Source organism: Massiliimalia massiliensis (assembly GCF_900155615.1).
Lineage (GTDB): Bacteria > Bacillota > Clostridia > Oscillospirales > Ruminococcaceae > Massiliimalia > Massiliimalia massiliensis.
In genome coordinates this window covers 522,235-546,474 of sequence record NZ_FUHT01000002.1, presented here as the reverse complement: position 1 = coordinate 546,474, position 24,240 = coordinate 522,235, and the positions used below count along the sequence as shown (strand labels likewise).

19 protein-coding genes and 1 riboswitch are annotated in these 24,240 nt (G+C 49.1%); of the genes, 10 read left to right on the top strand and 9 right to left on the bottom strand.

Annotation, left to right across the window (positions count from 1 at the left end; genetic code table 11):
• Window positions 1-155: 155 nt before the first annotated feature.
• Window positions 156-1,145, bottom strand: coding sequence for a sensor histidine kinase (locus tag CZ360_RS02550; RefSeq protein WP_077532614.1), 990 nt, complete (start codon window positions 1,143-1,145; stop codon window positions 156-158).
• Entirely contained in the window at window positions 1,142-1,822 is a 681-nt protein-coding gene (locus tag CZ360_RS02545) for a response regulator transcription factor (RefSeq protein WP_077532907.1), read from the bottom strand. The genes CZ360_RS02550 and CZ360_RS02545 overlap by 4 nt, the downstream gene beginning before the upstream one ends.
• A gap of 263 nt (window positions 1,823-2,085) precedes the next feature.
• Here CZ360_RS02545 and CZ360_RS02540 point away from each other — a divergent pair, with 263 nt between their 5' ends.
• A complete protein-coding gene (locus CZ360_RS02540) occupies window positions 2,086-6,390 on the top strand; it encodes a response regulator (RefSeq protein WP_077532613.1) in 4,305 nt (1,434 codons plus the stop codon).
• Window positions 6,391-6,435: 45 nt separating this feature from the next.
• Here CZ360_RS02540 and CZ360_RS02535 read toward each other — a convergent pair whose 3' ends face one another.
• Both CZ360_RS02535 and CZ360_RS02530 read right to left on the bottom strand, forming a co-directional pair.
• Window positions 6,436-7,344 carry a serine/threonine protein kinase gene (locus CZ360_RS02535; RefSeq protein ID WP_077532612.1) on the bottom strand — a complete coding sequence of 303 codons (909 nt, stop codon included), beginning with the start codon at window positions 7,342-7,344 and terminating at the stop codon, window positions 6,436-6,438.
• A gap of 139 nt (window positions 7,345-7,483) precedes the next feature.
• Entirely contained in the window at window positions 7,484-8,053 is a 570-nt protein-coding gene (locus CZ360_RS02530) for a DUF4358 domain-containing protein (protein WP_159438082.1), read from the bottom strand.
• A gap of 248 nt (window positions 8,054-8,301) precedes the next feature.
• Here CZ360_RS02530 and CZ360_RS02525 point away from each other — a divergent pair, with 248 nt between their 5' ends.
• The 5 genes from CZ360_RS02525 (at window position 8,302) to mnmA (ending at window position 11,979) form a co-directional block, all read left to right on the top strand.
• A complete protein-coding gene (locus CZ360_RS02525; RefSeq protein ID WP_077532610.1) occupies window positions 8,302-8,718 on the top strand; it encodes an acyl-CoA thioesterase in 417 nt (138 codons plus the stop codon).
• Window positions 8,719-9,162 carry a ribonuclease HI gene (gene rnhA / locus CZ360_RS02520; protein ID WP_267872671.1) on the top strand — a complete coding sequence of 148 codons (444 nt, stop codon included), beginning with the start codon at window positions 8,719-8,721 and terminating at the stop codon, window positions 9,160-9,162.
• Between the two features lie 151 nt (window positions 9,163-9,313).
• Window positions 9,314-10,483 carry a cysteine desulfurase NifS gene (gene nifS, locus CZ360_RS02515; RefSeq protein ID WP_077532609.1) on the top strand — a complete coding sequence of 390 codons (1,170 nt, stop codon included), beginning with the start codon at window positions 9,314-9,316 and terminating at the stop codon, window positions 10,481-10,483.
• Between the two features lie 22 nt (window positions 10,484-10,505).
• Window positions 10,506-10,940 (top strand): Fe-S cluster assembly scaffold protein NifU, encoded by a 435-nt coding sequence (nifU, locus tag CZ360_RS02510; protein WP_077532608.1) that lies wholly within the window; start codon window positions 10,506-10,508, stop codon window positions 10,938-10,940.
• Window positions 10,927-11,979: a tRNA 2-thiouridine(34) synthase MnmA gene (gene mnmA, locus CZ360_RS02505; protein WP_077532607.1), complete on the top strand. Its 1,053-nt coding sequence runs from the start codon at window positions 10,927-10,929 to the stop codon at window positions 11,977-11,979. The genes nifU and mnmA overlap by 14 nt, the downstream gene beginning before the upstream one ends.
• Before the next feature lie 32 nt (window positions 11,980-12,011).
• Here mnmA and CZ360_RS02500 read toward each other — a convergent pair whose 3' ends face one another.
• From CZ360_RS02500 to CZ360_RS02480, 5 genes are all read right to left on the bottom strand, one after another.
• Window positions 12,012-13,442: a sensor histidine kinase gene (locus CZ360_RS02500; RefSeq protein WP_077532606.1), complete on the bottom strand. Its 1,431-nt coding sequence runs from the start codon at window positions 13,440-13,442 to the stop codon at window positions 12,012-12,014.
• Complete coding sequence (locus tag CZ360_RS02495; protein ID WP_077532605.1) at window positions 13,429-14,103, bottom strand: response regulator transcription factor; 675 nt, start codon at window positions 14,101-14,103, stop codon at window positions 13,429-13,431. Before CZ360_RS02495 ends, CZ360_RS02500 begins: the two co-directional genes overlap by 14 nt.
• Window positions 14,104-14,162: 59 nt before the next feature.
• A complete protein-coding gene (gene rsmI, locus CZ360_RS02490) occupies window positions 14,163-14,984 on the bottom strand; it encodes a 16S rRNA (cytidine(1402)-2'-O)-methyltransferase (protein ID WP_077532604.1) in 822 nt (273 codons plus the stop codon).
• 15 nt (window positions 14,985-14,999) lie between these two features.
• The gene (locus CZ360_RS02485) at window positions 15,000-15,728 is read right to left on the bottom strand and encodes a tRNA1(Val) (adenine(37)-N6)-methyltransferase (protein WP_077532603.1); all 729 of its coding nucleotides are present in this window, start codon (window positions 15,726-15,728) and stop codon (window positions 15,000-15,002) included.
• A 123-nt stretch (window positions 15,729-15,851) separates the two neighbouring features.
• Window positions 15,852-16,082 carry an HPr family phosphocarrier protein gene (locus tag CZ360_RS02480; RefSeq protein ID WP_077532602.1) on the bottom strand — a complete coding sequence of 77 codons (231 nt, stop codon included), beginning with the start codon at window positions 16,080-16,082 and terminating at the stop codon, window positions 15,852-15,854.
• Between the two features lie 430 nt (window positions 16,083-16,512).
• Between CZ360_RS02480 and mtaB the strand changes: the two genes are divergently transcribed.
• The 4 genes from mtaB (at window position 16,513) to CZ360_RS02460 (ending at window position 24,158) form a co-directional block, all read left to right on the top strand.
• Window positions 16,513-17,802, top strand: a complete 1,290-nt coding sequence (gene mtaB, locus CZ360_RS02475) for a tRNA (N(6)-L-threonylcarbamoyladenosine(37)-C(2))-methylthiotransferase MtaB (protein WP_143530122.1) — start codon at window positions 16,513-16,515, stop codon at window positions 17,800-17,802.
• 132 nt (window positions 17,803-17,934) lie between these two features.
• Window positions 17,935-21,660, top strand: a complete 3,726-nt coding sequence (locus tag CZ360_RS02470) for a phosphoribosylformylglycinamidine synthase (RefSeq protein ID WP_077532601.1) — start codon at window positions 17,935-17,937, stop codon at window positions 21,658-21,660.
• A 111-nt stretch (window positions 21,661-21,771) separates the two neighbouring features.
• Window positions 21,772-22,302 carry a flavin reductase family protein gene (locus CZ360_RS02465; RefSeq protein ID WP_143530121.1) on the top strand — a complete coding sequence of 177 codons (531 nt, stop codon included), beginning with the start codon at window positions 21,772-21,774 and terminating at the stop codon, window positions 22,300-22,302.
• Between the two features lie 178 nt (window positions 22,303-22,480).
• Window positions 22,481-22,583: riboswitch (purine riboswitch) on the top strand.
• Between the two features lie 159 nt (window positions 22,584-22,742).
• Entirely contained in the window at window positions 22,743-24,158 is a 1,416-nt protein-coding gene (locus CZ360_RS02460) for an NCS2 family permease (protein WP_077532600.1), read from the top strand.
• Window positions 24,159-24,240 lie beyond the last annotated feature (82 nt).

Below are 24,240 nucleotides of genomic sequence, written 5' to 3'. Positions count from 1 at the left end.
CCACCATGCCCTGTGCAAAACAAACCCGGTTTCATTTGCTTCGAACAAAGCACCCTTTCTATTAATTTCTATTTTATCATATCATCCGGAAGTGCTGTCTGCCATCGAATCAGCTTACATTTTCAGCATACAACCTTACATCAGCGTAAGAGAGTTTATTCTACCTCCAAGGCATCCCTGGAAAGTACAATCATCACAGCCGTCCCTTTTCCAACTTCAGAAGAGATCATAATGCGATGGCCCAACAGCTCGGCCGCCTGCCTGCATAGCGCCAGTCCAATTCCGGTGGAGCGCTGGTTTAAGCGCCCGTTATAACCCGTATAGCCCCACTCAAAAATCCGGGGAAGATCCTCCGGATGGATGCCGATCCCGGTATCCCGGATCAGGAGGGTATAGGGATCGTCTGGCTTTACAAATATCTCTACATTGCCGCTTGGCGTATATTTTACGGCGTTGGTCAGGATCTGTTCTATGATAAAGGAAAGCCACTTCTCATCGGTAAGCACCTTGGTATGGATTTCCCCTAACGAAACGCCGATCTTTTTATGAATAAAGAGCGGTGCGATTTTTTTCAGAACCTGCCGGATCAGTTCACCGAGGTCATATTCCCGGAACATCAGGTCGGACGGCTTTTCCAGCCGCTGATACTGAAGCCCCATCGAGACATACTGTTCTATTTTCAACAGCTCCTGTTCCAGATCCTGTTTTTTAAGCTCTCCCTCCTGGGAAAGAAGCCTGATCGCCGCAATCGGTGTTTTGATCTGGTGATTCCACAGGGTGTAGTACTGGTCGGCCTCCTCCCTTTGCTTGCGGGAGGTACGCTCGATTTTTTGGCATCGGTGCTCCAAAGCATGGATAATATTTTGGTAGGCTTCCTCAACAGCGCCGCCCGGAACCGGCATCTCCCCAATATGGAGCTCTGCCTGACGGATGAGCTGCTGCAGCTGAACAAGGCGTTTGCGGTAATAATAGAAATCCAATACTGCGGCAATTACGCTGAATACCCCGCAAAGCAGGCAGACATAGATTGCGGGTCCCCATGGAAGCCCATATAGGCGATAAACCAGTACAAGCACGGCAAAGAAAAGCAGATAAAGCCCGATTACCAGCTTTCGCTGACGGAGATAGGGAAGTAAGCAGCTCATTCCGATTCCTCCACCAGGTAACCAATCCCCTTTTTGGTTAGGATAAAGTTTGCTAGACCGATTTCCTCCAGATGCCTGCGCAGCCGAGTTATGTTAACGGTCAGCGTGTTGTCATCGATAAAGCTGTCTGTTTCCCAGAGCTTTTGAATCAGCTCCTCCCTGGAGACAACACTGCCTAAATGCTCCAGAAGCACCTGCATCAGCTTGAACTCGTTTTTGCTCAGGGTGATCTGCTGGGTTCCGTAGCTGAGAGAGGCGTCGTTTAAATTGAGTGTAACGCCCCGCCGGGAGATAATGTGGGGATCACAGCCAAAGGCATAGGTTCGGCGCAGGATCGCCTGGATTTTTGCAAGGATCACCTCCAGATGAAACGGCTTGGCAATCAGGTCATCCGCTCCCATATTAATTGCCATAACGAGATTCATATTGTCGCTTGCAGAAGAGATGAATAGCACAGGAACCCTGCTGATTTTCCGGATTTCAGAGCACCAGTAATATCCGTTATAAAAGGGCAGAGAAATATCCAATAAGACAAGATGCGGATCAAAATCACGAAAGGTGTCCAGAACCCGGTCAAAGTCTGATACGGCAGACACCTCATAATCCCACTTTTCCAGCTGCCGGGTCAAGACTGTTACAATCGTTGGGTCATCTTCTACAATTAAGATACGGTAGATCAAAATGGAACTCCTTTCCAGTCTATAATTGTATTATTTGAATAATACAATTTCATTATACAGAAAAGATAGGAAAAAAGCAATGAAAAATATCGGATCAGTAGTTTTTTTCCCGCGTTTCATGTATAATGAGACATAGAATATTTCTGGCGGATGGACGTACATCATGCAAAACCAGTTGATTTTGAACGGCTTAGAAAGCTGCTTTAAATATGTTCGGGCCTGATCAACGAAACTTCGCTGAGAGATGAGGGAAAAGCGGAATGGAAAATTCGCAGTCACTACATACCATTTTAAACCATTTGGGCAATACCGCTGTTTATGTCATCCGGCAGGATGATCACAAGCTTCTTTATTTTAACGATAGAGTAAAGCAGGTGACGCCGCATGCCGAGCTCGGCATTGCCTGCCATGATCTCTGGAAGGGTGCATGCGGAAATTGTCCTCTCCATGGCATTGGGAATAAGGAGACCAATAAAACCGTCAATTATAATGATCCCTTTGGGAAGGTGGTTGACCTGGCCGCAACCCGTCTGGAATGGGGAGAGGATAAAATCCCGGCCTTTTTGATCTCTGTTACACCAAGAACCCTTTTGATGGACGAACAGGCCTTTGCAGCGGAAAAAAACAAGCTCCTTGCCATCGCTTCCCGCATATATCCTCTTGTCATTTCAGTCAATCTGACCAAGGACGAGTATTCGGTGGTAGAATCCGGGAAATGGGAATCGTGGCTGCCGGTTTCGACCGGCTGTTGTTCAGAGATGTTAATGAACAACCTGTCTTATATCCATCCGGATTTTCGGGAACGGTACAAAGCGGTTCTGGATATCAAAGGTTTGGAGCGGGCGTTTGCATCCGGAGAAAAGGAAATTTATTTTGAGTATCGGGAACGGATGCGCAGGACAGAGTACCAGTGGTCGTGTGTACAGGTTGTCGCCGTAGACAATCCGGTGAACAGTGATGTTATGGCGCTGTTCCTTTTCAAGGGAATTCAGGAGCAGAAGGAACGAGCAGACCAGCTTCAGAAAGAACGGGAGCGCTTGTACGACAGCTTTCCCGGAGCAATGATCAAATGTATCATGGATGAAAGGCTCACATTTTTGGAGGCTAATACGGCGTTTTATAATATGTTTGGCAGTCCAAACGACTACGCGGACGGAACAGGCCATGCCATTTTAAAAGAAGATCGGGAGAGCGTACTTCCATATTTTCATGCCCAGGCCGCTGCGGGTGCGCCAATCGCAGCAGAATACCGGGTGTTGAACCAGAACGGGGAGCTTCGCTGGATTGGCTGCCGGGGTAACAAGGCCGGAAATGAACGGGGGTATCCGGTTTACTTATTCCTTCTTAACGACATTACTGTTCAAAAAATGGAGCAGCTTAAACTGAAACAGGAACGAACCCGCTATAAAGTAACCGTTGAAAATGCTGCGCTCGCCATGTTTGAATATTTAGCGGATCAGGATATATTTCGTGTGATCATCGGAACGAAAGAGGGCTATCATACCGAGGAAACAGAAGATTACTTAAAGAGACTGGAACAGTTTACAGAGCTTGATCCACAGGGCAGGGAACAGCTTCGCAGGCTGATGAGAGGCGAAGAAACCCAAGCGGAATTCTGCGTATGTTCTGGCAACCAGGGCGATACGCTGCAGTGGTATCAAATGCAGGGAAATTCGCTTTGGGATCATGGGAGACTGCAAAGGGTGCAGGGCTTTCTTTGGGATATCAGCGAGGTAAAGGAAATTGAAAAAGAACTGACCCTTCAGGAAAAGGCGGTTAATACTACCCTGGATGCAATCATCACACAGGCTTTTGACGAGCTGTTGTATTTAAACCTGGAGAAGGATAACCTGATATTGGCTAAAGCCAACGGCAGATATCAGACAGCCATAGACTTGCAGCGGCCTCAGGTAAAGGAGAATATACGTCAAACCTTGCATCCGGACGACCGGAATAAGCTGTTCGATGCGTTCTCAAAGGAGTCGCTTATCCAGAAATTCAGAAAAAGCTGGAAGCCTGTCTACGAGGAAGGAAGAAGGCTGGGGCTGGACGGAAGATATCATTGGATTTCCCTCCAGGCGATCCCGATTGAACGCAACGAAGCCGGGGAGCACATGGTGCTGTTTCTTATCTCCACGATAGATGAACGGAAGAAACTGGAACAGGAGATGCAAATGATGAGCGCCAGCATGATTTCTATGTTTGGCGAGCTTCTGGTGGTAGATCTAAAATCGGGGAGATATGAGCTTTATAAATCTGATCCGGCTGTAAAGCGGGTTGCTTCAATTGTAGGCGGGGTGGATTTTATTGCCTTTAACCGGCATTATGGGGATAACCTGATTCATCCGGATGATAGGAAGCAGTTTTTCCATTTATTTTCTCTGCCGCAAATCAGACAGAGAATCCGCTCCGGTGAACGGAAGCTGACTGCTGAGATGCGCCGTAAAAACGCAGACGGTGTTTACCGGTGGTGTGAGATGATCGGCGTGATTATTGATAATACCCTGCATGATGATTTCAGAATTCTGCTGACCTTCCGGGATATTCATGAGCTGAGAACAGCCCAACAGGAGCAAAAAAATGCAAACAAACGGTTTGTCAGTGCAGTCAATGATTTTTATGACATTATTTATGAGGGAGAGCTTTATTCCCAAAGGCTGTATATCTGGAAGCAGCCGGAGCTTTGGCGCTCGAAAGTTGATAAAAATACCGGTCTGGGCGAGCATCTGCGCAATGTCTGCGAAAAGCTGGTGCTGCCTGAATATCGGGAGGAATTCTGGAATACCTTTGAACCATCCCGGATGATCGAGGCATTTGGGGAAGGAAAAAAGGCTATCTCCATGGAAGTACCCAACCTTTGTCACAACGGGATAGTACGATGGTATAATGTGCAGGTACAGTTGATCGAACAGAGATCAGGACATATGCAGGTGATGATATACATTAAGGATATTGATGAGCTGCGGCGTGAGGAACATCGCCGTCAGGAGGCGCTGAAAAACGCCTTGATGATGGCCAAAAATGCGAATGAGGCAAAATCAGATTTCCTCTCCAGGATGTCACACGATATCCGTACCCCGATGAATGCTATCATTGGGATGACCACCATCGCCTCCGCTTATCTGGATCGTCCGGAAAAGATTGCAGACTGCCTGCAAAAAATTGGAGTATCTGCCAAGTTCCTGCTGGGGTTAATCAATGATGTGCTCGATATGTCAAAAATTGAGAGCGGAAAAATGGACATCAAGCTTGCGGAATTTGACCTGTACGAATTAGTGGGCGAGATAACCTCCTTCTGCTTTGAACAGGCAAAAGCAAAGCGGCAGCAGTTTTATGTTCATGTAGACAGCAGGGTAGAGCAGCGGTATGTCGGAGATGCCCTGCACTTGAACCAGGTGCTGCTAAACCTGCTGGGAAATGCCATGAAATATACACAGGAGGAGGGAACGATTTCCCTGCTGGTTGATCTAGAGAATGTTCGGGAGGACGCTTCAACGCTCCGCATGACAGTAAGGGACAATGGAATTGGCATGTCTGAAAGCTTTCTGGAACACCTTTTTGAACCCTTTGAGCAGGAGAAGGATGACGATGGGCGGGTGTTTGAAGGAAGCGGCTTAGGGTTGTCTATTACTCATAATCTGGTTCGGATGATGGGCGGACAGATTTCGGTGGAAAGCAAAAAAGGTACAGGCAGCACCTTTGATGTGCTTCTGTCTCTCCAGCGGGCCGCTCAGGAGCCGGGCAGGACAGAGGCGGCAAGGCTTCCGGAGCTGTCGGTATTGATTGTGGACGATGATCCGGTAACCTGCGAGCATACCGGAAGCTTGCTTCGGGAAATAGGCGTTTCTGCCCAATGGGTATCCTCAGGGGAGGAAGCTCTCAAACGGATTGAAGAGCAATACCGGAAAGACAGCCCGTTTGACATTGCGATTATCGATTGGAAAATGCCTAAAATGGATGGAATGGAAACCGTTCGGAGAATTCGCAAACAATTTGGGCGGGAACTGCTGGTCATCATTATGTCCGCATATGATTGGTCCGAAATCGAGCGGGAGGCTCACCTCTCGGGAGTCGACCTTTTCCTGGCAAAGCCCATTTTCCGCAACCATATCCGGCGCGTACTGGAGCAGGCGGCAAATCTGGAAGCTAAGCTTCCCGGCAAGGCGCCGAAAATGGAGTTTCAGAACGAGCGGGTTTTGCTGGTGGAGGACAATGAAATAAATATGGAAATTGCCAGAACCATTCTTGAGATGAATGGGCTTACAGTTGACACGGCGGTCAATGGAGAGGAAGCAGTAGAGCGGTTTGTACTGAGCAATCCGGGCGATTATCAGATGATCCTGATGGATATTAGGATGCCGAAGATGGATGGGCTGGAAGCAACTCGCCGCATCCGTTCCTCCGGAAAACCGCACGCGAAGACAATCCCGATTGTTGCTATGAGTGCAAATGCTTTTGAGGATGAACGGGAAAACGCCAGGCTGGCTGGTATGGATGACTATTTGACCAAGCCTGTGGAAGCGGAGACACTGTTCAGTGCTTTGCGAAATTACATTAAATCATAATAAGAGCCGATGCAACTGCATCGGCTCTTATTATGATTACATCACCTAATATTCAGAAAGCGCCCGGTTCCAATCGGCGTGGAATGCTTCAATGGTCTGATACCGCCGTTCAGGTTCTTTCGTTACCGCTTTGAGTAAAACAGTATAACCAGCCGCGTTTAGTCCCCAGCGCTCCGACGGGCAGGGAGAAAAAGCGTTTTCCTGGTACCGTTTGGCAATTTCTTCCGGGCGGAAGCTGCCAAAGAAATCAAACAGCATAGCCCCCAGCGTATAGACGTTGGTACGTTCGTCAAGATTTGCACCCAAACGGTATTCCTCGGGAGCTTTCAGCCGCTTTGTTCCATAAAAATTTTCGCCTATATCGTTTTGAGCGGGCTTTTTCCGAAACAGGTCGACGTCGCAGATTGTGGTGGTATCCGTCGGGAAATTATAGATTAGGCTGCCGTCATAAAAATCAACCGCCACATAGCCGCTTTTGGAAACCGCTTCCAGAAAGGAAAATAACACCTCGGCCGTTTTCAGCTTCTTGGAGACAGGCAGGCTTTTAAATCGATCTGCCGGACTGATGAGGCTGGGGTTTTGCTCGTATGCGTCAAAATTCCAGTGGTCAAACAGGCATTCCCCATCCGCCCAGTCAAAAATTGACACATAGTATTTTTCAAAAGGATGATGGCCCACCAGGCGAATGAGGTTCGGATGGGAGATCCGTTCGTAGAGAGGGAGAGCCTGCTGGAGCATCGCGATAGATTCGGCCGGGGAAACCTCCGCCGAGACAGTATCTGCGCCGGCAATTTTGAGAAAATATTTTACTCCCTGCTTTTCCACTCCGAAGCAGATACAGCCGGAACCGGTTTCGTCAATCACCTGAAACGGGGAACCATACCGTAGAATCCAGGAAAGGTCCTGCTCGCTTCGCAGCTTAAAAGTGAGCGGCCCAAGCTTGCATTGATACATTTGATGTCCTTTCTCTTTGCAGGAGGGAAGGGGTTGGAAGCGCTTTTTCTTTCCCTATTGGCGGATTTGTGTCCGAATGTGCTGATTTGTTTTTATCAGGATCATCCCTTGTTTTATGGCGTTATCGCAGATAAAGCTTTTATTCAAACATAAGGTAAAAGGCGTCTACGGCCTTTTGAACCTCTTTTTGTGCAAACTTTACCGCTTCCTCCTGAGAGGCGTCCATGTTTTCGTCAACTGCACCTACCAGCAGAAACGCCGCGTAATCTCCCTGCTGGACAACCTGCGCCGACATAACCTTGGCGAGATTTGCGGGATACTGGATCTCGTTTTCGATTTTGTCCTCTTTGACCTGTTCCAGCAGCTTCTTTACCTCGCCGCCTTTCCCTTCCCTTGCCTTTATAATCACGACACGGTCAGGATGGAAGCCAATCATGGAACATTCCGCTTTCATTTCTTCGACCAGGGAGGAATCAATCGGAAATTCAGCAGCCAGCATCTCCTCCGGCATTTCAGTATCAGGGAGGTAGTTTTCTCCGTAGGCCTCTTTCACCGCGGCGAGAATATCGTCGATTGATACATCGACAGCTTCGGAGGAGCTTCCATTGGAAGCTGTGCTGCCTGACGGCTGTCCGCAGCCTGCTAAAAAGGATAGCATAAGCAGGCTGGCGCAGCAGACCGAGAATATTTTCTTAATTACTTTCATCATATACCTCATTTAACTGTGAAAGGAAAAGACGATTCCGCTTTTCCTTATTGTTTGAAGAACAAAAGAATCCATTCTCCGATAGCTATGATTTTTGTATGCCCTCATTATATCTGATTCCTTATGGGAGTGCAACCCCTCTTTTCAATTGGAGATAGTTATGGTAAAATAAGTATAAACAGGAAAAAGAGGATATGTCCTGCTATTGATAAAGAAAGGCGGCTTTGCAAGGCAAGGCGTGGATAGAAAACATGAAATCAAGAAGCAAAATAGTCGCGCGTTACGCTGAGACCGATCAGATGGGGATTGTTCATCATTCTGTTTACCCGATCTGGTTTGAAGTAGCACGTACAGAGTTTATCAGACACGCTGGAATGACCTACACAGAGATGGAGCAGGCCGGTGTGATGCTCCCGCTCGCCGGACTTACCTGCCGGTACTTTTATCCGGCGAAATATGAGGATGAGGTGATAATCGAGGTAAGCATCTCAAAATTTACGCCCGCAAGGATTGAGTTCCTTTATGAGGTGTATAACGAAGAAGGACGGCTGCTGACACAAGGGACAACCGTTCATGGATGGACTAATCTAGAACTTCACCCGATTAACCTCAAAAAACACTTTCCCAATATTTACGAAGTAGTGAAGCACGCGCAGGAGGATGAATAGGTGTCCACAAAAAAACAAGTATGGATGTATACAGACGGAGCTTGCAGCGGTAATCCCGGACCGGGCGGCTGGGGAACTATCCTGAAAAGCGGCGGCCATGTCAAGGAGCTGAGCGGCGGAGAACCGAACACTACCAATAACCGGATGGAGCTGACAGCGGTCATCGCCGGACTTTCGGCTTTGAAATATCCCTGTGAGGTAACGATCACCAGCGACTCCAAGTATGTGATCGACGCGATCCAGCAGGGCTGGGCAAAAAAATGGCGGGCGCAGGGCTGGATGCGCAATAAGAAGGAAAAGGCGCTAAACCCGGATTTATGGGAGACGCTGCTTGACCTGCTGGATGTCCATGACGTCACCTTCCGGTGGGTGAAGGGACATGCCGGACACCCGGAAAACGAGCGCTGCGACGAGCTGGCGGTGCTGGAATCCAAAAAATTCTGAAACTTGTAATTTTTTCTTGCATAATGGACAGAATAGGTGTATAATGGGTATATGCTCAAATGAGCATATACCCATTTCAAATCAGAACTCGCTTGAGATACAGCCTTTCACTGTATTGCTGGCAACGTCAAGAAGAAAGGAACTGGATAGGATGAACAAGGTTATTTATGCGGATAATGCCGCAACTACACCAATTGATCCGCGGGTTTTAGAAGCGATGACCCCGTATCTGACAGAGCATTACGGAAATCCGTCGAGCATTTATTCTATTGGGCGGGATGCGAAACGGGCGATTGAGACAGCTCGTGAACAGGTTGCCAAAGCGTTTGGCGCTAAGGTGCAGGAAATTTATTTTACCGGCGGCGGCTCGGAATCGGACAACTGGGCGATTAAAGGCAGCATGGATTTGTTAAAGGCGAAAGGGAAAACCCATATTATTACAACAAATTTTGAACACCATGCGGTGATGGATACCTGCAAGTTTATGGAAAAGCATGGGTTTGAGGTCACCTGGCTTCCGGTTGACGAGGAGGGTTATGTCACCGCGAAACAGGTCGAGGAGGCAATCAAAGAGGATACCGGCCTAGTGACCATTATGTATGCCAACAACGAGATCGGCACCATCCAGCCGATTGCTGAAATCGGTGAAATCTGCCATCAGAAAGGGATTTTGTTCCATACTGACGCGGTGCAGGCAGTTGGCAATATTGAAATTGATGTTGTCAAACAGCATATTGATATGCTCTCCATGTCCGGACATAAGATTCACGCTCCCAAAGGTGTGGGCGTGCTGTATGTGAAAAACGGCGTCCGGCTGAGCAACCTGGTTCACGGCGGCGGCCAGGAACGCGGGCGCAGGGCTGGAACTGAAAATGTCGCAGCGATTGTCGGACTGGGAAAAGCAATTGAACTGATTACCCAGAATATCCCGGAACGGATTGAAAAGGTAAGCAGGCTGCGGGATTATCTGTTTGCACAGGCTTCTAAAATTGAACGCTCCCGGATTAATGGCAGTACAAAAAACCGTTTGTGCGGGAATTTTAATATGTCCTTCGAAGCCGTAGAGGGAGAAGCGCTGCTGCTGATGTTAGACCTGAACGGAATTTGCGGTTCATCCGGATCGGCATGCACCTCCGGTTCGCTCGATCCGTCACATGTGTTGCTGGCGATCGGCCTGCCGCATGAAATTGCGCACGGCTCTTTGCGCTTAAGTATTAATGAACAGACAACCCAGGAGGATGTTGAAAAGATTGCGGAGGTTCTGCCGAAGGTGGTGGGGCGCCTGCGGGAGATGTCCCCGGTATGGAATAAGCTGGATTAAAAGAGGAAAGGAAGTACGGATTATGTTATATTCTGAAAAAGTGTTGGATCATTTTGCGAATCCGAGAAATGTCGGTGAGATCAAGGACGCGGACGGAATCGGCGAGGTTGGAAACGCCAAATGCGGCGATATCATGAGAATGTATCTGAAAATTGACGGCGATACAATTACCGACGTCAAATTCCAGACCTTTGGCTGTGGCGCCGCTATTGCGACAAGCTCAATGGCAACTGAGATTATAAAGGGCTCCAAAATTGAGGATGCACTCAAGCTGACCAACAAAGCGGTAGTAGAAGCGTTGGACGGGCTTCCGCCGGCAAAAATCCATTGCTCTGTTCTGGCTGAGCAGGCGATTAAAGCGGCTCTGGCAAACTATTTTGAAAAGCAGGGGCTTGACCCGACTCCGCTGGTCGGTGAATTTCACACAGACTGTGAAGCGTGCCATGGCTGCCACTAAAAGAATATTAGTCGCGCTAAGCGGAGGGGTTGACTCCTCCGTTTGCGTTTATTTATTGAAAAAGCAGGGGCATGATGTCGCCGGGGTTGTGCTGAAAATGTCCCCTGCGCACGATCAAACGGTTGCCGATGCACAGGAAGCGGCAGATGCATTGGGAATCCCGCTCTATGTCAAGGATATGGGCGAATCGTTTGACCGGAACGTGATCGACTATTTTGTGTCAGAATATCAGAACGGCCGAACGCCGAATCCCTGCGTAGTCTGCAATCCGACCGTCAAATTCCGGGCTTTGATAGAGGCGGCGGACGAATACGGGTATGATTTTGTTGCGACAGGGCATTATGCAGACCTGATTGAACGCGACGGAAAGGTTTTTCTTGCGCGTGGAGAATGTAAGCAACGGGATCAGTCCTATATGCTTTACCGGCTCACGCAGAGGGAGCTGAAACGGCTGATATTCCCGCTAAACCATATGGACAAAAAGCAGGTGCGGGAAATCGCAGAGGAAGCGAATCTCCCCTGCGCCAAAAAGCCGGACAGCCAGGAGATTTGCTTTATCCCGGATAATAATTATGCGCAGTTTATCATAGAGCGGACAGGACAAATGTCTAAACCCGGCGATTTTATTGCACCGGATGGGACTGTCTGCGGACAGCATAAAGGGATCATCCATTATACCGTCGGTCAGCGTAAACATCTTGGGATTGCGCTGGGACGGCCGGTTTTTGTCAAACGGATTGACCCGGTTGAAAATAAGATTTACCTTGCGGATGCCGGCGATGAATATTATGCGCGGGCAGTAGTCCGCGATGTGTCTATAACAACAGGAGAGACTTTGCAGCGATGCCGCGCGCAGGTAAAAATCCGTTCTGTTGCGCCGCTTGCGGGCGCGGAAGTAATTCCGATGGAGGATGGACGAGTAGAGGTGCGGTTTGATGAGCCTCAGCGCGCAGTCGCAAGGGGACAGTCTATTGTGTTCTACACACCGGAGGAAATTGTGACCGGCGGCGGATTTGTGGAAGAAGTGTTTGAAACATAAAAGGGATGGAATATGCTTCCATCCCTTTTATGTTAAATCTGGGAAGTATCTGCTTCCCCTTTTTTCACCTCAAACCAGAAGGTACTGCCCTGGCCTTTGGTACTGGTCACGCCAAAATTGAAATGATGCATCTGCAGAATTCCCTTTACAATGGAAAGTCCCAGACCGGTTCCCATGCCTTTTCGATCCTTCTTTTTATACGGTTTGTAATATCTATCCCAAATCAACGGAAGGTATTCTTTTTCGATGCCAACCCCAGTATCAATTACCTTGACAACAGCTCGGTTTGGTTCATCTTCCAGAACAACAAATACTTTTTTGTCCGGCCCGGTGTGGTTGGTAGCATTGTTGACCAGATTGTAGATCACCTGTTCTATCTTGAGCTCATCCGCATATACCATTACCTTGGCCGGCGCGGTTAAGGTAAACTGATAGCCCTCGTTGGTAGTCAAAAGATCATACCGGTGAATAATGTCTCGCAGCTTTGCCGCGAGATCAAATTGGCTGTATTCCGGTGTGATTTGGCCTGCCTGTAATTTGGATAGATCAAGGATATCGTTCACCAGACCGTTCAGGCGGTTGCTTTCATCAATAATGATGTCTAGCTGCGCGTCCCGTTTTTCCTTGATATCTCCGGTCAGATCCTTGATGGTTTCCGCATAGCCCTTGATCATTGTCAGCGGGGTACGGATATCGTGCGAGACATTGGCGATCAGCTCCCGCTGCAGGCTGTTTGCCTTGGAAATTTCTTTGGACATGGCATTAAAATCATTGCCAAGCCGGCCCAGCTCGTCTTTGGAACGAATGTCGACATAGGTGTTCAGATTACCCTTTGCAATTTCCTGTGCGGCGGCAGAAACCTGAAGAATCGGCTTTGTCAGGGAGCGGGCGATTACAAAGGAGCTGATGGTAGCAACCAAAAGGAGCACGGCTGTGATCCAGATCAGCTGCATGCGGATGGTTGAAACTGCTTCCTGTACCGGTGCAAGCTCAGAGGCAACCATCACAATATATTCAGACTGGCTACTGTTTTGGTAGGAGGCGCCGACATAATAGCGTGGTTCATGAGCTGCCTGCAGGTTGTCGGAAAAAACATATTCCTGGCTGCTTTGCTCCAGAAGCTGGAGCATCCCGAGCCGGACGCCTTCGTTGGTATCAAGGATATTCCGGCTCCCAACCGGCTGCATTGTCATCCGTTGGGAGGGAGCACCGTTTAGATATTCCGTCACTTCAATACAATAATTGTTATCCGCCGCAATTTCTTTCAGGTCGGCAGCGGCCAGCAATACGCCCTTGTCATTGATTATGGAAACGACCGTCTTGGTACTGTCCATAATTTCCGTCTTTTTTTCTGCCATATAAGTCTGCTCCAGCAGGACGACCTGGCAGATCCAGATCGCGACAATCACCAAGGCGGTCATACCAAAGATGGCGAGCCAGAGCTTGTGCTTAATACTCTTCATATTTGTAACCTACACCCCAGATTGTTTTGATTAGGTCGCGGTATTCCCCGAGGTTGCCCCGGAGCATTTTGATATGGGTATCCACAGTGCGGCTGTCTCCATAGAAATCATATCCCCAGATATTGTTGAGCAGGGTATCCCGGGTGATGACAGCATTTTTATTATGGATAAAATAGACTAAAAGCTCGAATTCCTTTGGCGTCATGTTCACCTGTTCGCCGTCAATCCGAACCTCGTAGGATTTGGGATTGACAGAGAGGCTGCGGAAGGTATACGCTTCCTCTTCCACCGGCTTTTCGCGGTGTACCCGTTTGAGGATGGCTTTGACTCTGGACATCAGCTCCTTGGGACTGAACGGCTTGACGACATAGTCGTCCGCTCCCAGATCGAAGCCAAACACCTTGTCATACTCCTCCCCCTTGGCGGTCAGGAGGATGACCGGGACATCAGAAAATTCCCGGATTTTGCGCAGCGTCGTGATACCGTCCCAATTTGGCATCATAACGTCCAGAAGGATCAAATCAACCGGATGCTCCTTCACAAGCTGATAGGCGGCAAGCCCGTCCTCTGCCTCTAGGAATTCAAATCCTTCAAATTCCACATACTGCCGGATAATATCCCGAATCCGCGCCTCGTCGTCCACTACTAAAATCTTTTCCATCCCCGGTCCTCCTTTTTATTCTTCAAGGATAGCACATTTTTGTGAAAACGCTGTGATAATTAAAGCAAGTTCCTGTAAATCTCCGCCTTGGAGAAGGGGGAATCCTTGGCCGCCGCCTTGGCGGCTTCAGTCGCTTTCATACCGCCGTCTATCAGCTCTTGCGCCTTTGCCACCGCCTCGTCCAGCGTGGGCTGCGGTTCCTCCTGCTTTGTCATTCCCTCGACAACCAGAACAAACTCTCCCTTAGGCTTCAGCTCCTGGTAAAAGAGAAGTGCCTCTCCCAGCGTGCTGCGGCGCGCCTCCTCATAGATTTTGGTCAGCTCCCGGACAATAGAAATCCGGCGGCTTTCCCCGAAAAAAGCAGCTAAATCCTGCAAGGTCGCAAGCAGCTTATGCGGCGCTTCATAAAAGACCATCGTACGCTTTTCTTCTTTCAGGGATTCCAGATGCTCCAGCCTGTTTTTCCGGTTTGTGCTTAAAAACCCCTCAAAGGTAAAGCGGGTGGTAGGAAGACCGCTGATTGCCAGCGCGGAAACAGCCGCGCTCGGGCCGGGAATCACCCTGACCGGAACGCCGGCGTCAGTGCAGAGCCGCACCAGATCCTCGCCTGGATCGGAGATACAGGGCATCCCGGCATCCGAGACGACAGCGCAGCTTTCACCGTTTTGTATCCGGGACAGGATCATTTCGCCGCGTTCTCTTAAATTATGCTCATGGTAGCTTACCATCGGTTTTTTAATTTCAAAATGGTTGAAGAGCTTTTGCGTGACCCGGGTATCCTCCGCCGCGACAAAGTCTACCGAGCGGAGAGTCTCAACAGCACGGGGTGAAAAATCCTGCAGGTTTCCGATCGGCGTCCCGACAACATATAAAACAGACATATTCATAAATCCTTTCTAATTTCCCGGCTTTCCCCAGCCATAGATCCGGGACATTTCTGCCGAGAATTCGTCCCCGTCGTAAACGGAAAGCACAGGCTCTACCTGCATAAACGGTTTGCTGCCTTTTTTCCCCTCGAGCAGGAAAAGCCAGGGAGCAGAAGAAGGCGTCTTTGCAACAAACCGGAGCCGCTTTGGCTCGATATCTGCCGCCCGCATTGCTGAAATTACATCGGCAAGCCGCTCTGGGCGCTGGCAGAGACAGAGCCTGCCGCCATATTTTAAAAGCCTTGCGGCCGCGTTACAGACGTCCTCCATCGTACAGAGCACCTCGTGCCGGGCAATCTGTTCAGCCGCCAATTCGCTGAGAATTCCGGCGCCGCCCGCCTTATAGGGAGGATTGCAGGTGACCACGTCGAAGGCGCCGGCGGGAAGGCTGTCCAGCTCCTTTAGGTCAGCCAAACGCGGGATGATTTTTCCCTCCAGCCCGCTGATGCGGAGGGAATCCTTGAGCTGCTCAATGGCCTGCTGCTGAATATCAACCGCATAGGTCAGCCGAGGGGAGCAATCTCGGAGCATTAACAGCGGGATGATTCCGCATCCGGTTCCCAGGTCACAGACCGTATCCTTTTTTCGCGGAGAAGCAAAGGAGGCGAGCAGGAAGGCGTCGGTTCCAAAGCGATGCTCCGGGGTAATGCAGACAGAAATATATTCTGAAAGCTTTTCATAGCTGGCAGAAGCAAACATGAAGCAAACCATCCTTTTTCTATCATTACCGTTATTTTAGCACACTTGCCCGGGTTCGTAAATGTTTTCCTAAAAAGAAAAAGGCGGCACAGGATTCCTGTACCGCCTTTGTAAAAAGTTTTCTTATTTCACAATGAACTTTTCCAGTTCAGCAAAGAAAGCAGCGCCGTCTTCGGTATGTGCTTCCAGGGTGATCGGTTTGGACAGATCCAGGCTGAAGATACCCATGATGGATTTGGCGTCGATTGCATATCTTCCGGAAATTAAATCTACATCAAATTCGTATTTGCTAACGATATTCACGAAACTTTTTACATCATTAATGGTGTTCAATAAAATCTTAACTGTTTTCATTCTTTACTCCTCCTAATTCACTCACACAAACTACAACTGATCCCGGAAGGGGGACGGCTTTCTCACCGTTTTTCCCTTACCGCACCTTCAATATAGCAGATGCTGGAAGCAATGTCAACACCCTCGATTTGAAAAAAAGGTAAAAATCCAGTATAATAGAAAAAACGGCTTTTTCGTTGTAAATACTGCACAAAATAAAGTTGAATAATTTATACAAATGACCATAATTTTTGCTTTCTTTTTTATGCAAAGAGAGCTTGTTTTGACAGGAACCGCTTAAGGTTATTATGCATAATTCACCATTTTTTATGCAGAGAAATTGCTTTCAAAAGGTAAATTGCTATTTTTATTAAAACAAAATGCACAAAAATCGAAATTGTATTTGTTTGATCTGTACAAACACCGAAACATAATCAGAAAGGATACAAAAATGAAGATTGCCTTCTATACATTGGGATGCAAAGTGAACCAGTACGAGACAGAAAACCTGAAAAGCCGGTTTGCGGCGGAGGGCTTTGAACTGGTAGGGGATACGGATGAGGCGGACGTTTATGTGATCAATTCCTGTACGGTCACTGCCTCCGGCGATAAAAAGACACGGCAGATTCTTCACCGGTTTCACAGGCAGAACCCGAACGCAGTCCTTGCGCTGACCGGATGTATGCCGCAGGCGTTTCCGGAGAAGGCCTCGCATCTGCCTGAGGCGCAGATTGTGACCGGGTCTTATCACCGGGCAAAGCTGGTAGAATATGTCCGCCGGGCACTGGCAACAGGCGAGCGGATTGTTGATATTACGCCGCATCAGCGCGGAGAGGCCTTTGAAGCTATGAAAACAACCAGATTTACCGAGAAAACGCGGGCCTTTGTTAAGATTGAGGACGGATGCGACCGGTATTGCTCATACTGCATCATTCCGAAAGCACGGGGCCCGGTGCGGAGCAAGCCGCTCCCTGAGCTTCGGGATGAGCTGATGGGTATTGCGGAGAACGGATACAAAGAAGTTGTACTTGTAGGAATTAATCTGTCCTCTTATGGGAAGGACTGCGGCTTGCGGCTGATTGACGCGGTAGAACTGGCCTGCTCTGTTGATGGGATTTCCCGCGTGCGGCTGGGCTCGCTGGAGCCGGAGCTGCTCACAGACGAGGATATTGACCGGATGGCGCGCCAGCCGAAATTCTGTCCGCAGTTTCATCTGTCCTTACAGAGCGGTTGTGACGAAACGCTCCGGCGGATGCACCGGCACTATGATACAGCCTTTTATGCCGGCTTGGTAGAAAAGCTGCGCAGCCGCTTCCCGGACTGCGCGGTAACTACCGATATTATGGTTGGGTTTGCCGGGGAGACAGAGGAAGAGTTCGATACTTCCCTTCGGTTTGCGGAACGGATCGGGTTTGCACAGACGCATGTATTCGCTTATTCGGTCAGGGAGGGAACGCGCGCGGCAAAGCTTCCGGGACAGCTAGACCGCAAAGCAAAGGAAAAACGGAGCAGGCAGATGATGGAAACGGCGCGGCAAAGCCGGGAACAGTTCCTTCGAAGCCAGATTGGGAAAACAGAGGACATCCTGTTTGAATGTACCGTGACGGAGGAAGGTACAGAGGGACATACCAAAAATTATGTCCCGGTTTATGTCAAGGCGGATATCCCGCTTTCGCGAAAAATATTTCCTGTTCGGATCACCGGAGTAAACGGAGATCATTGTACTGGCGAACTTGCATAGATAAAATGTTCCCCATTTATGCAAAATGTATTAATTATCTATAGAATTTTCAGCCTGGTTTTAGTATAATAAATCTTATAATCGATTACTATGCGACTATCGACCATGATGAAGAAAATAGGAGTGTGGCACATGTCAGTTTTTCGTATCTATGTGGAAAAAAGGGAAGAGTTCGCCGTTGAGGCTGCTCATATTCTGAGCGATTTGAAAACAGCGCTTGCAATCGACAATGTGGAGTCGGTCCGCCTGCTCAACCGGTATGATGTCGAAGGCCTGTCGAAGGATGCCTTTGACCAGGCGACAGTCACCATCCTGTCCGAGCCCGCGGTAGATGAAACCTATACCGAGCTGCCGCCGGCGGACGGGGCAAGAGTGTTTGCAATCGAATATCTGCCCGGACAGTTCGACCAGCGTGCGGATTCCGCTGCGCAGTGTATCAGCCTGATGACACAGGACAAGCGTCCGATGGTGCGCAACGCAAGAGTTTATCTTCTGGGCGGCCCGATTACTGACGAAGAATTCTCTCGGATCAAGGATTACCTGATTAACCCGGTAGAAAGCCGGGAGGCTTCTCTGGAACCGGTTAAAACTCTGGCTGTGGATTATGAGACCCCTGCAACAGTAGAAACCCTGGCCGGCTTTACCGAGCTCGGCGAAGAGGGGCTTGCCGAATTTATTTCCAATTACGGCCTTGCAATGGATCTGGATGATATCCGGTTCTGCCAGTCCTACTTTAAAAACACTGAAAAAAGAGATCCCACGATTACTGAAATTCGCATGATTGACACCTATTGGTCCGATCACTGCCGTCACACTACCTTTTCCACCCATATTGACAATGTAACAATTAAGGATCCGCAGATTGAAAAAACATACCGCGAATATCTGATTACCAGAGAGGAGCTTTATGCCGGACGGAAGGACAAGCCGGTCACTTTGATGGACCTGGCTACCATCGCCGCCAAAAAGCTGAAAAGGGACGGCCTATTGACTGATCTGGATGAATCGGAAGAGATCAATGCATGTTCTGTAAAAATCAAGGTCGATGTCGACGGAGACGAGCAGGACTGGCTGCTGATGTTTAAAAATGAAACCCACAACCATCCGACTGAGATCGAACCGTTCGGCGGAGCGGCTACCTGTCTGGGCGGCGCGATCCGCGATCCGCTTTCCGGACGCTCCTATGTTTATCAGGCAATGCGTGTGACCGGTGCGGCCGATCCGCTCCTTCCCATCAAGGATACCATGGCCGGTAAGCTGCCGCAGAGAAAAATTACAGTCGGCGCAGCAAACGGCTATAGCTCCTACGGCAACCAGATTGGACTTGCGACCGGGCATGTCGCTGAAATTTATCATCCGGGCTATACTGCCAAGAGAATGGAAATTGGCGCGGTCGTCGGAGCGGCTCCGGCGGATCACGTAATCCGTGAGGTTCCGGAGGCAGGGGACATCATTGTCCTGCTTGGAGGAAAAACCGGCCGGGACGGCTGCGGCGGCGCGACTGGCTCCTCGAAATCCCATACGATTGAGTCCATTGAAAGCTGCGGCTCTGAGGTACAAAAGGGAAATCCGCCGGAAGAGCGGAAGCTGCAGCGCCTGTTCCGGAAAAAGGAGGTTACTACATTAATCCGCCGATGCAACGACTTTGGCGCGGGCGGCGTATCTGTAGCAATTGGGGAACTGGCGGACGGACTAAAAATTAATCTGGATGCAGTTCCGAAAAAATATAACGGCTTGGACGGAACAGAGCTTGCGATTTCCGAATCCCAGGAACGGATGGCCTGTGTCGTGCGGGCAAAGGATGTCGACCAGTTTATCGCTGAGGCGCAAAAGGAAAATATTGAAGCCACGGTAGTTGCGGAGGTAACTGAAGAACCAAGACTTAGGATGCAGTGGCTGGGAAATGAAATTGTTAACCTGTCCCGTGAATTTTTGAATTCCAATGGTGCGGAAAAACATACTGACATTCAGATTGATAAACAAACGGTAAACCCGGTGAACGAGTATCACAATACACCCGAGGACTGGACAAAGCATTTAAGCGGTCTGAATCTCTGTTCACAGAAAGGATTAGTAGAACGATTTGATTCTACCATCGGCGCGGGCACCGTTCTGATGCCTTACGGCGGGGAACATCAGATGACTCCGACCCAGGCGATGGTTGCTAAAATCCCGGTTCTTGAAGGAGAGACGGATACCGCCTCTGTGATGGCTTGGGGCTTCAACCCAAAAATCAGCGAGCAGAGTCCGTATCTCGGCGCTGTCTACGCGGTCGTGGAATCGATCGCCAAGGTGGTTTCCGTAGGCGGAAGCTATCATCAGTGCTGGCTGACCTTCCAGGAATATTTTGAACGCACCCAGAACGATCCCAAGCGCTGGGGCAAGCCGCTGGCAGCGCTGCTGGGCGCTTATCAGGCGCAGCTCTCCATGGGAATCGCCGCGATTGGCGGAAAGGATTCCATGTCCGGGACGTTTGAGGATATTGATGTCCCGCCGACTCTGGTTTCCTTTGCTGTTTCTGTCGCGGATGCGGGAAAGGTTGTATCGCAGGAATTTAAAAATGCCGGCAATCCGGTTATTTTGCTGCAGCCGAAATACCTCGATAACGGGATGCCGGATTTTGACAGTGTCAAGGAAGTGTTTGATACAGTCGAAGGTTTGATTGAGAAGGGACAGGCTGAAGCCTGCTTCGCTCTGACCGCCGGAGGGATCTCCGAAGCGGTGGTTAAGATGGCGCTGGGAAATCAGATCGGGATGAAATTCACTCGGGATATCGACGATACCCTGCTCTTTAACCCTGTTTACGGCGGATTCCTTGTAGAATTGAGGAGCGATTGCCAGGAAGCGGAACAGTTTGACATCATCGGGGTGACAACCTCCAAATATATGGTTGTATTCCCCTCTCTGCAGATGCTGGATCTGAAACATCTCCAGAAAGAATATGAGGAAAAGCTGGAGCCGGTCTTTCCGTGTAATATCAAGACAACTGCAAAACCGCTGAATACAGTGACCTACCAGTATACGGGCGAACGCTTAAAGGCTGCCCTGCCGGTCGCAAAACCACGGGTACTGATCCCGGTTTTCCCGGGAACAAACTGCGAGTATGACACTGCGCGTGTGTTTGAACGCGCTGGCGCAAAAGCGGAAGTCTTTGTTATCCAGAATCAGAACGGTACGCAGATTGAAGAAAGTGTGAAAGCCTTTAATGAGTTGATCAAACAGTCCCAGATCATCATGATTCCGGGCGGGTTCTCCGGCGGGGACGAGCCGGAAGGCTCCGGGAAGTTTATTACTTCCTTCTTCCGCAATCCGGTGATCAAGGACAGCGTGCATGAACTTCTGAAAAACCGGGATGGCCTGATGCTGGGAATCTGTAATGGCTTCCAGGCGCTGATTAAGCTGGGCTTGGTGCCATATGGGGAAATCGTTGATATGGAGCATGACTCCCCGACGCTTACCTTTAATACCATCGGGCGCCATCAGTCCAAGATGGTACACACCCGGATTTGTTCGAATAAATCTCCGTGGTTTGCAAATGTTAACACCGGGGATATCCATACAATCGCTATTTCTCATGGAGAAGGACGGTTTGTGGCTGACAAGGCTTTGTTCAAGCAGCTAGCCGACAACGGGCAGATTGCGACCCAGTATGTCAACCTGAACGGAGATCCGACCTATGATATCCGCTTTAACCCGAACACCTCTGTCGGAGCGATCGAAGGGATCACCTCTCCGGATGGGCGAATCCTTGGAAAGATGGGGCACAGCGAGCGGATCGGGCGCAATATCTGCAAAAATGTTCCGGGTGACAAGGATCAGATGCTGTTCCGTTCCGGCGTAGAATACTTTACCAAGTAACCGGAAAGTCTGAGAGACTTCCTTACCCCGCATTGTAGGTGACACAATGCGGGGTATTTTTTCTTGACAAAAATGATATAATGGAAGAAAACGGAAAGGGGCAGATTTACTATGCCAGAGTTTCAAAAAATAGAACAAAAGGAATTGATGGAAAATCCTTCGGCGCTTTCGGTTAACCCTTTTGAGATGATCGTAAAACAATGGTATCTGATTACAGGCGGAACGTTGGATCATTACAACACCATGACCGCAGGTTGGGGTACAATGGGAATTTTTTGGGGAAAGCCGGTAGTGAATGTCTTTATTCGTCCACAGAGGTATACCTTTGAGTTTGTAGAGGCGGGAGAGCTGTTTACCCTGTCCTTCTTTGACGAGAGCTACCGGGCCGCGCTGAATTTCTGCGGCAGCCGCTCCGGGCGAGATTATGACAAGGCGAAGGAATGCGGCCTTACTCCGCGGGACTTTGACGGTGCGGTCGGTTTTGCGGAGGCGCAGACGGTTTTTGTTTGCCGCAAGGTTTATTCTTATGATATCAAACCCGAAGAGATGATCGATCCGGCAATTGAAAAATGGTACCCTAGTCATGATTATCACCGCTGCTATTTTGCGGAAATCCTGGGTGTATATCAGAAGGAAAAATAAAGGGTTTCAGCCTATTGACAAAATAAACAATTTTATATTTTTTTCATAGTTAATATAAATAAAATTTACAATTATGTCATATTCCTATTGAAAAATGTCAAAAAAGGTTGTAAGATATGGATAGAGGAGTTGTGTAAACTGCTTCACAATAGCGAAAAACAGAAAACGGCAGCGTTTTCTGTTTTTTGATTGGAATACTTATATAAGCTCATTAATATGGTATGAGATTCTCTATGTGGCAACCTTAAATTGTCTACGCTATAAGGATTCGTTAAGCCGTTTCATTTTGGCTCGGCTGCTGCTTTTTGGCAGGGAATTCTTGTCCGCTTTCTGGTTTGGAGATAGATCGTGGAGGCGGAGGGAAGCACACTCTATTGCATCAATGACCGATTGAGCTTTTTGCGCGATCGGTCTAATTTTTTTCAATAGGAGGAAACAAAATGGTAGAGAAGTTTTTCAAACTGAAAGATCATGGGACAACCGTCCGTACGGAAATCCTCGCTGGTCTGACAACCTTTTTCGCAATGGTGTATATCCTCATGGTAAACTCCGGGATGTTCGCAGATCCGTTTGGAGACGGCACGAATGTGTTAGGGGTTTCTTATGGGGCGATCTATATTGCGACTGCGATTTCTGCGGTAATCGGAACCCTGCTGATCGGCCTGCTGGCTAATCTGCCGCTGGCACAGGCGAGCGGCATGGGGCTGAACGCATTCTTTGTTTACACTGTCTGCGTCGGCTTTGGCCTGACCTATGCGAACGCGTTGGTGCTGGTTCTGATCGATGGTATCGTATTCATCATCCTGACCGCTACCGGGCTTCGCAAAAAGATTTTCACCGCAATTCCGCAGGCGGTACGTATTGCGATTCCGGCTGGTATTGGCCTGTTCATCGCATTCCTCGGCCTGCAGAATGCCAAGATTGTCATCCCGAGTACATCCACCGGCGTTACCCTCGGCTCTTTTAACCTGTTGACGGAAGGCAACTGGGCGGTAATTATGCCGATGCTGGTTACAGTGGCGGCTGTTCTTGCAATCGCTATTATGTCCAAGAAAAATGTCCGCGGCGCTGTCCTGTGGGGGATTTTAGGCGGCGCAGTGCTCTATTACCTGCTTGGCCTTACTGTTCCGGGCTTCTATGCCGAAAACCCGTTTACTATGTCCAATCCGCTGGATGCGTTTAAAGCCTTTGGCACCGAAGCATTTGGCAAGGTGTTCACAGAAGGCTTTGACTTCTCTGCTTATGCTGCTGACCACGGTACGGCAAACCTCGTCCTGATCATCGTTACAACTTCTTTAGCTTTCTGCATGGTTGATATGTTTGATACAATCGGCACCCTCTACGGCGCATGCGCACGCGGAAACATGCTGACAAAGGACGGCGAAGTTCCGAACATGAACCGCGCGATGCTGGCTGATGCAATTGCGACCACCACAGGCGCTGTCTGCGGGACTTCTACTGTTACTACCTATGTTGAGTCCTCTGCGGGTGTTGCGGAAGGCGGACGCACCGGCCTTTCTGCTGTTGTCACCGCAATCCTCTTCTTTGTGGCAATGTTCTTAAGCCCGGTTGCTCAGTTGATTCCTGGCTGCGCGACTGCTGCTGCGCTGGTTTATGTCGGCGTATTGATGATGGCCTGCGTGAAAGATATTGACTGGCATTCTATTGACGTCGCTGTTCCGGCCTTCCTGACTATGGCGATGATGCCGTTCAGCTATAACATTTCTTATGGTATTGCGTTCGGTTTGATCTCTTATGTCGTCATCAAGCTGTGCACAGGCAAAGTCAAGGAAATCAAGGTTGGTACCTGGGTCATCACAGTGCTGTTCCTGGCAATGCTGTTCTTAACCCACTAATCTTTTTGATAACGGGAACATATTTGTTTGTTTTAACCCAGCCCATGTTTTCATGGGCTGGGTTTTATTTTTAGGGGTGTAA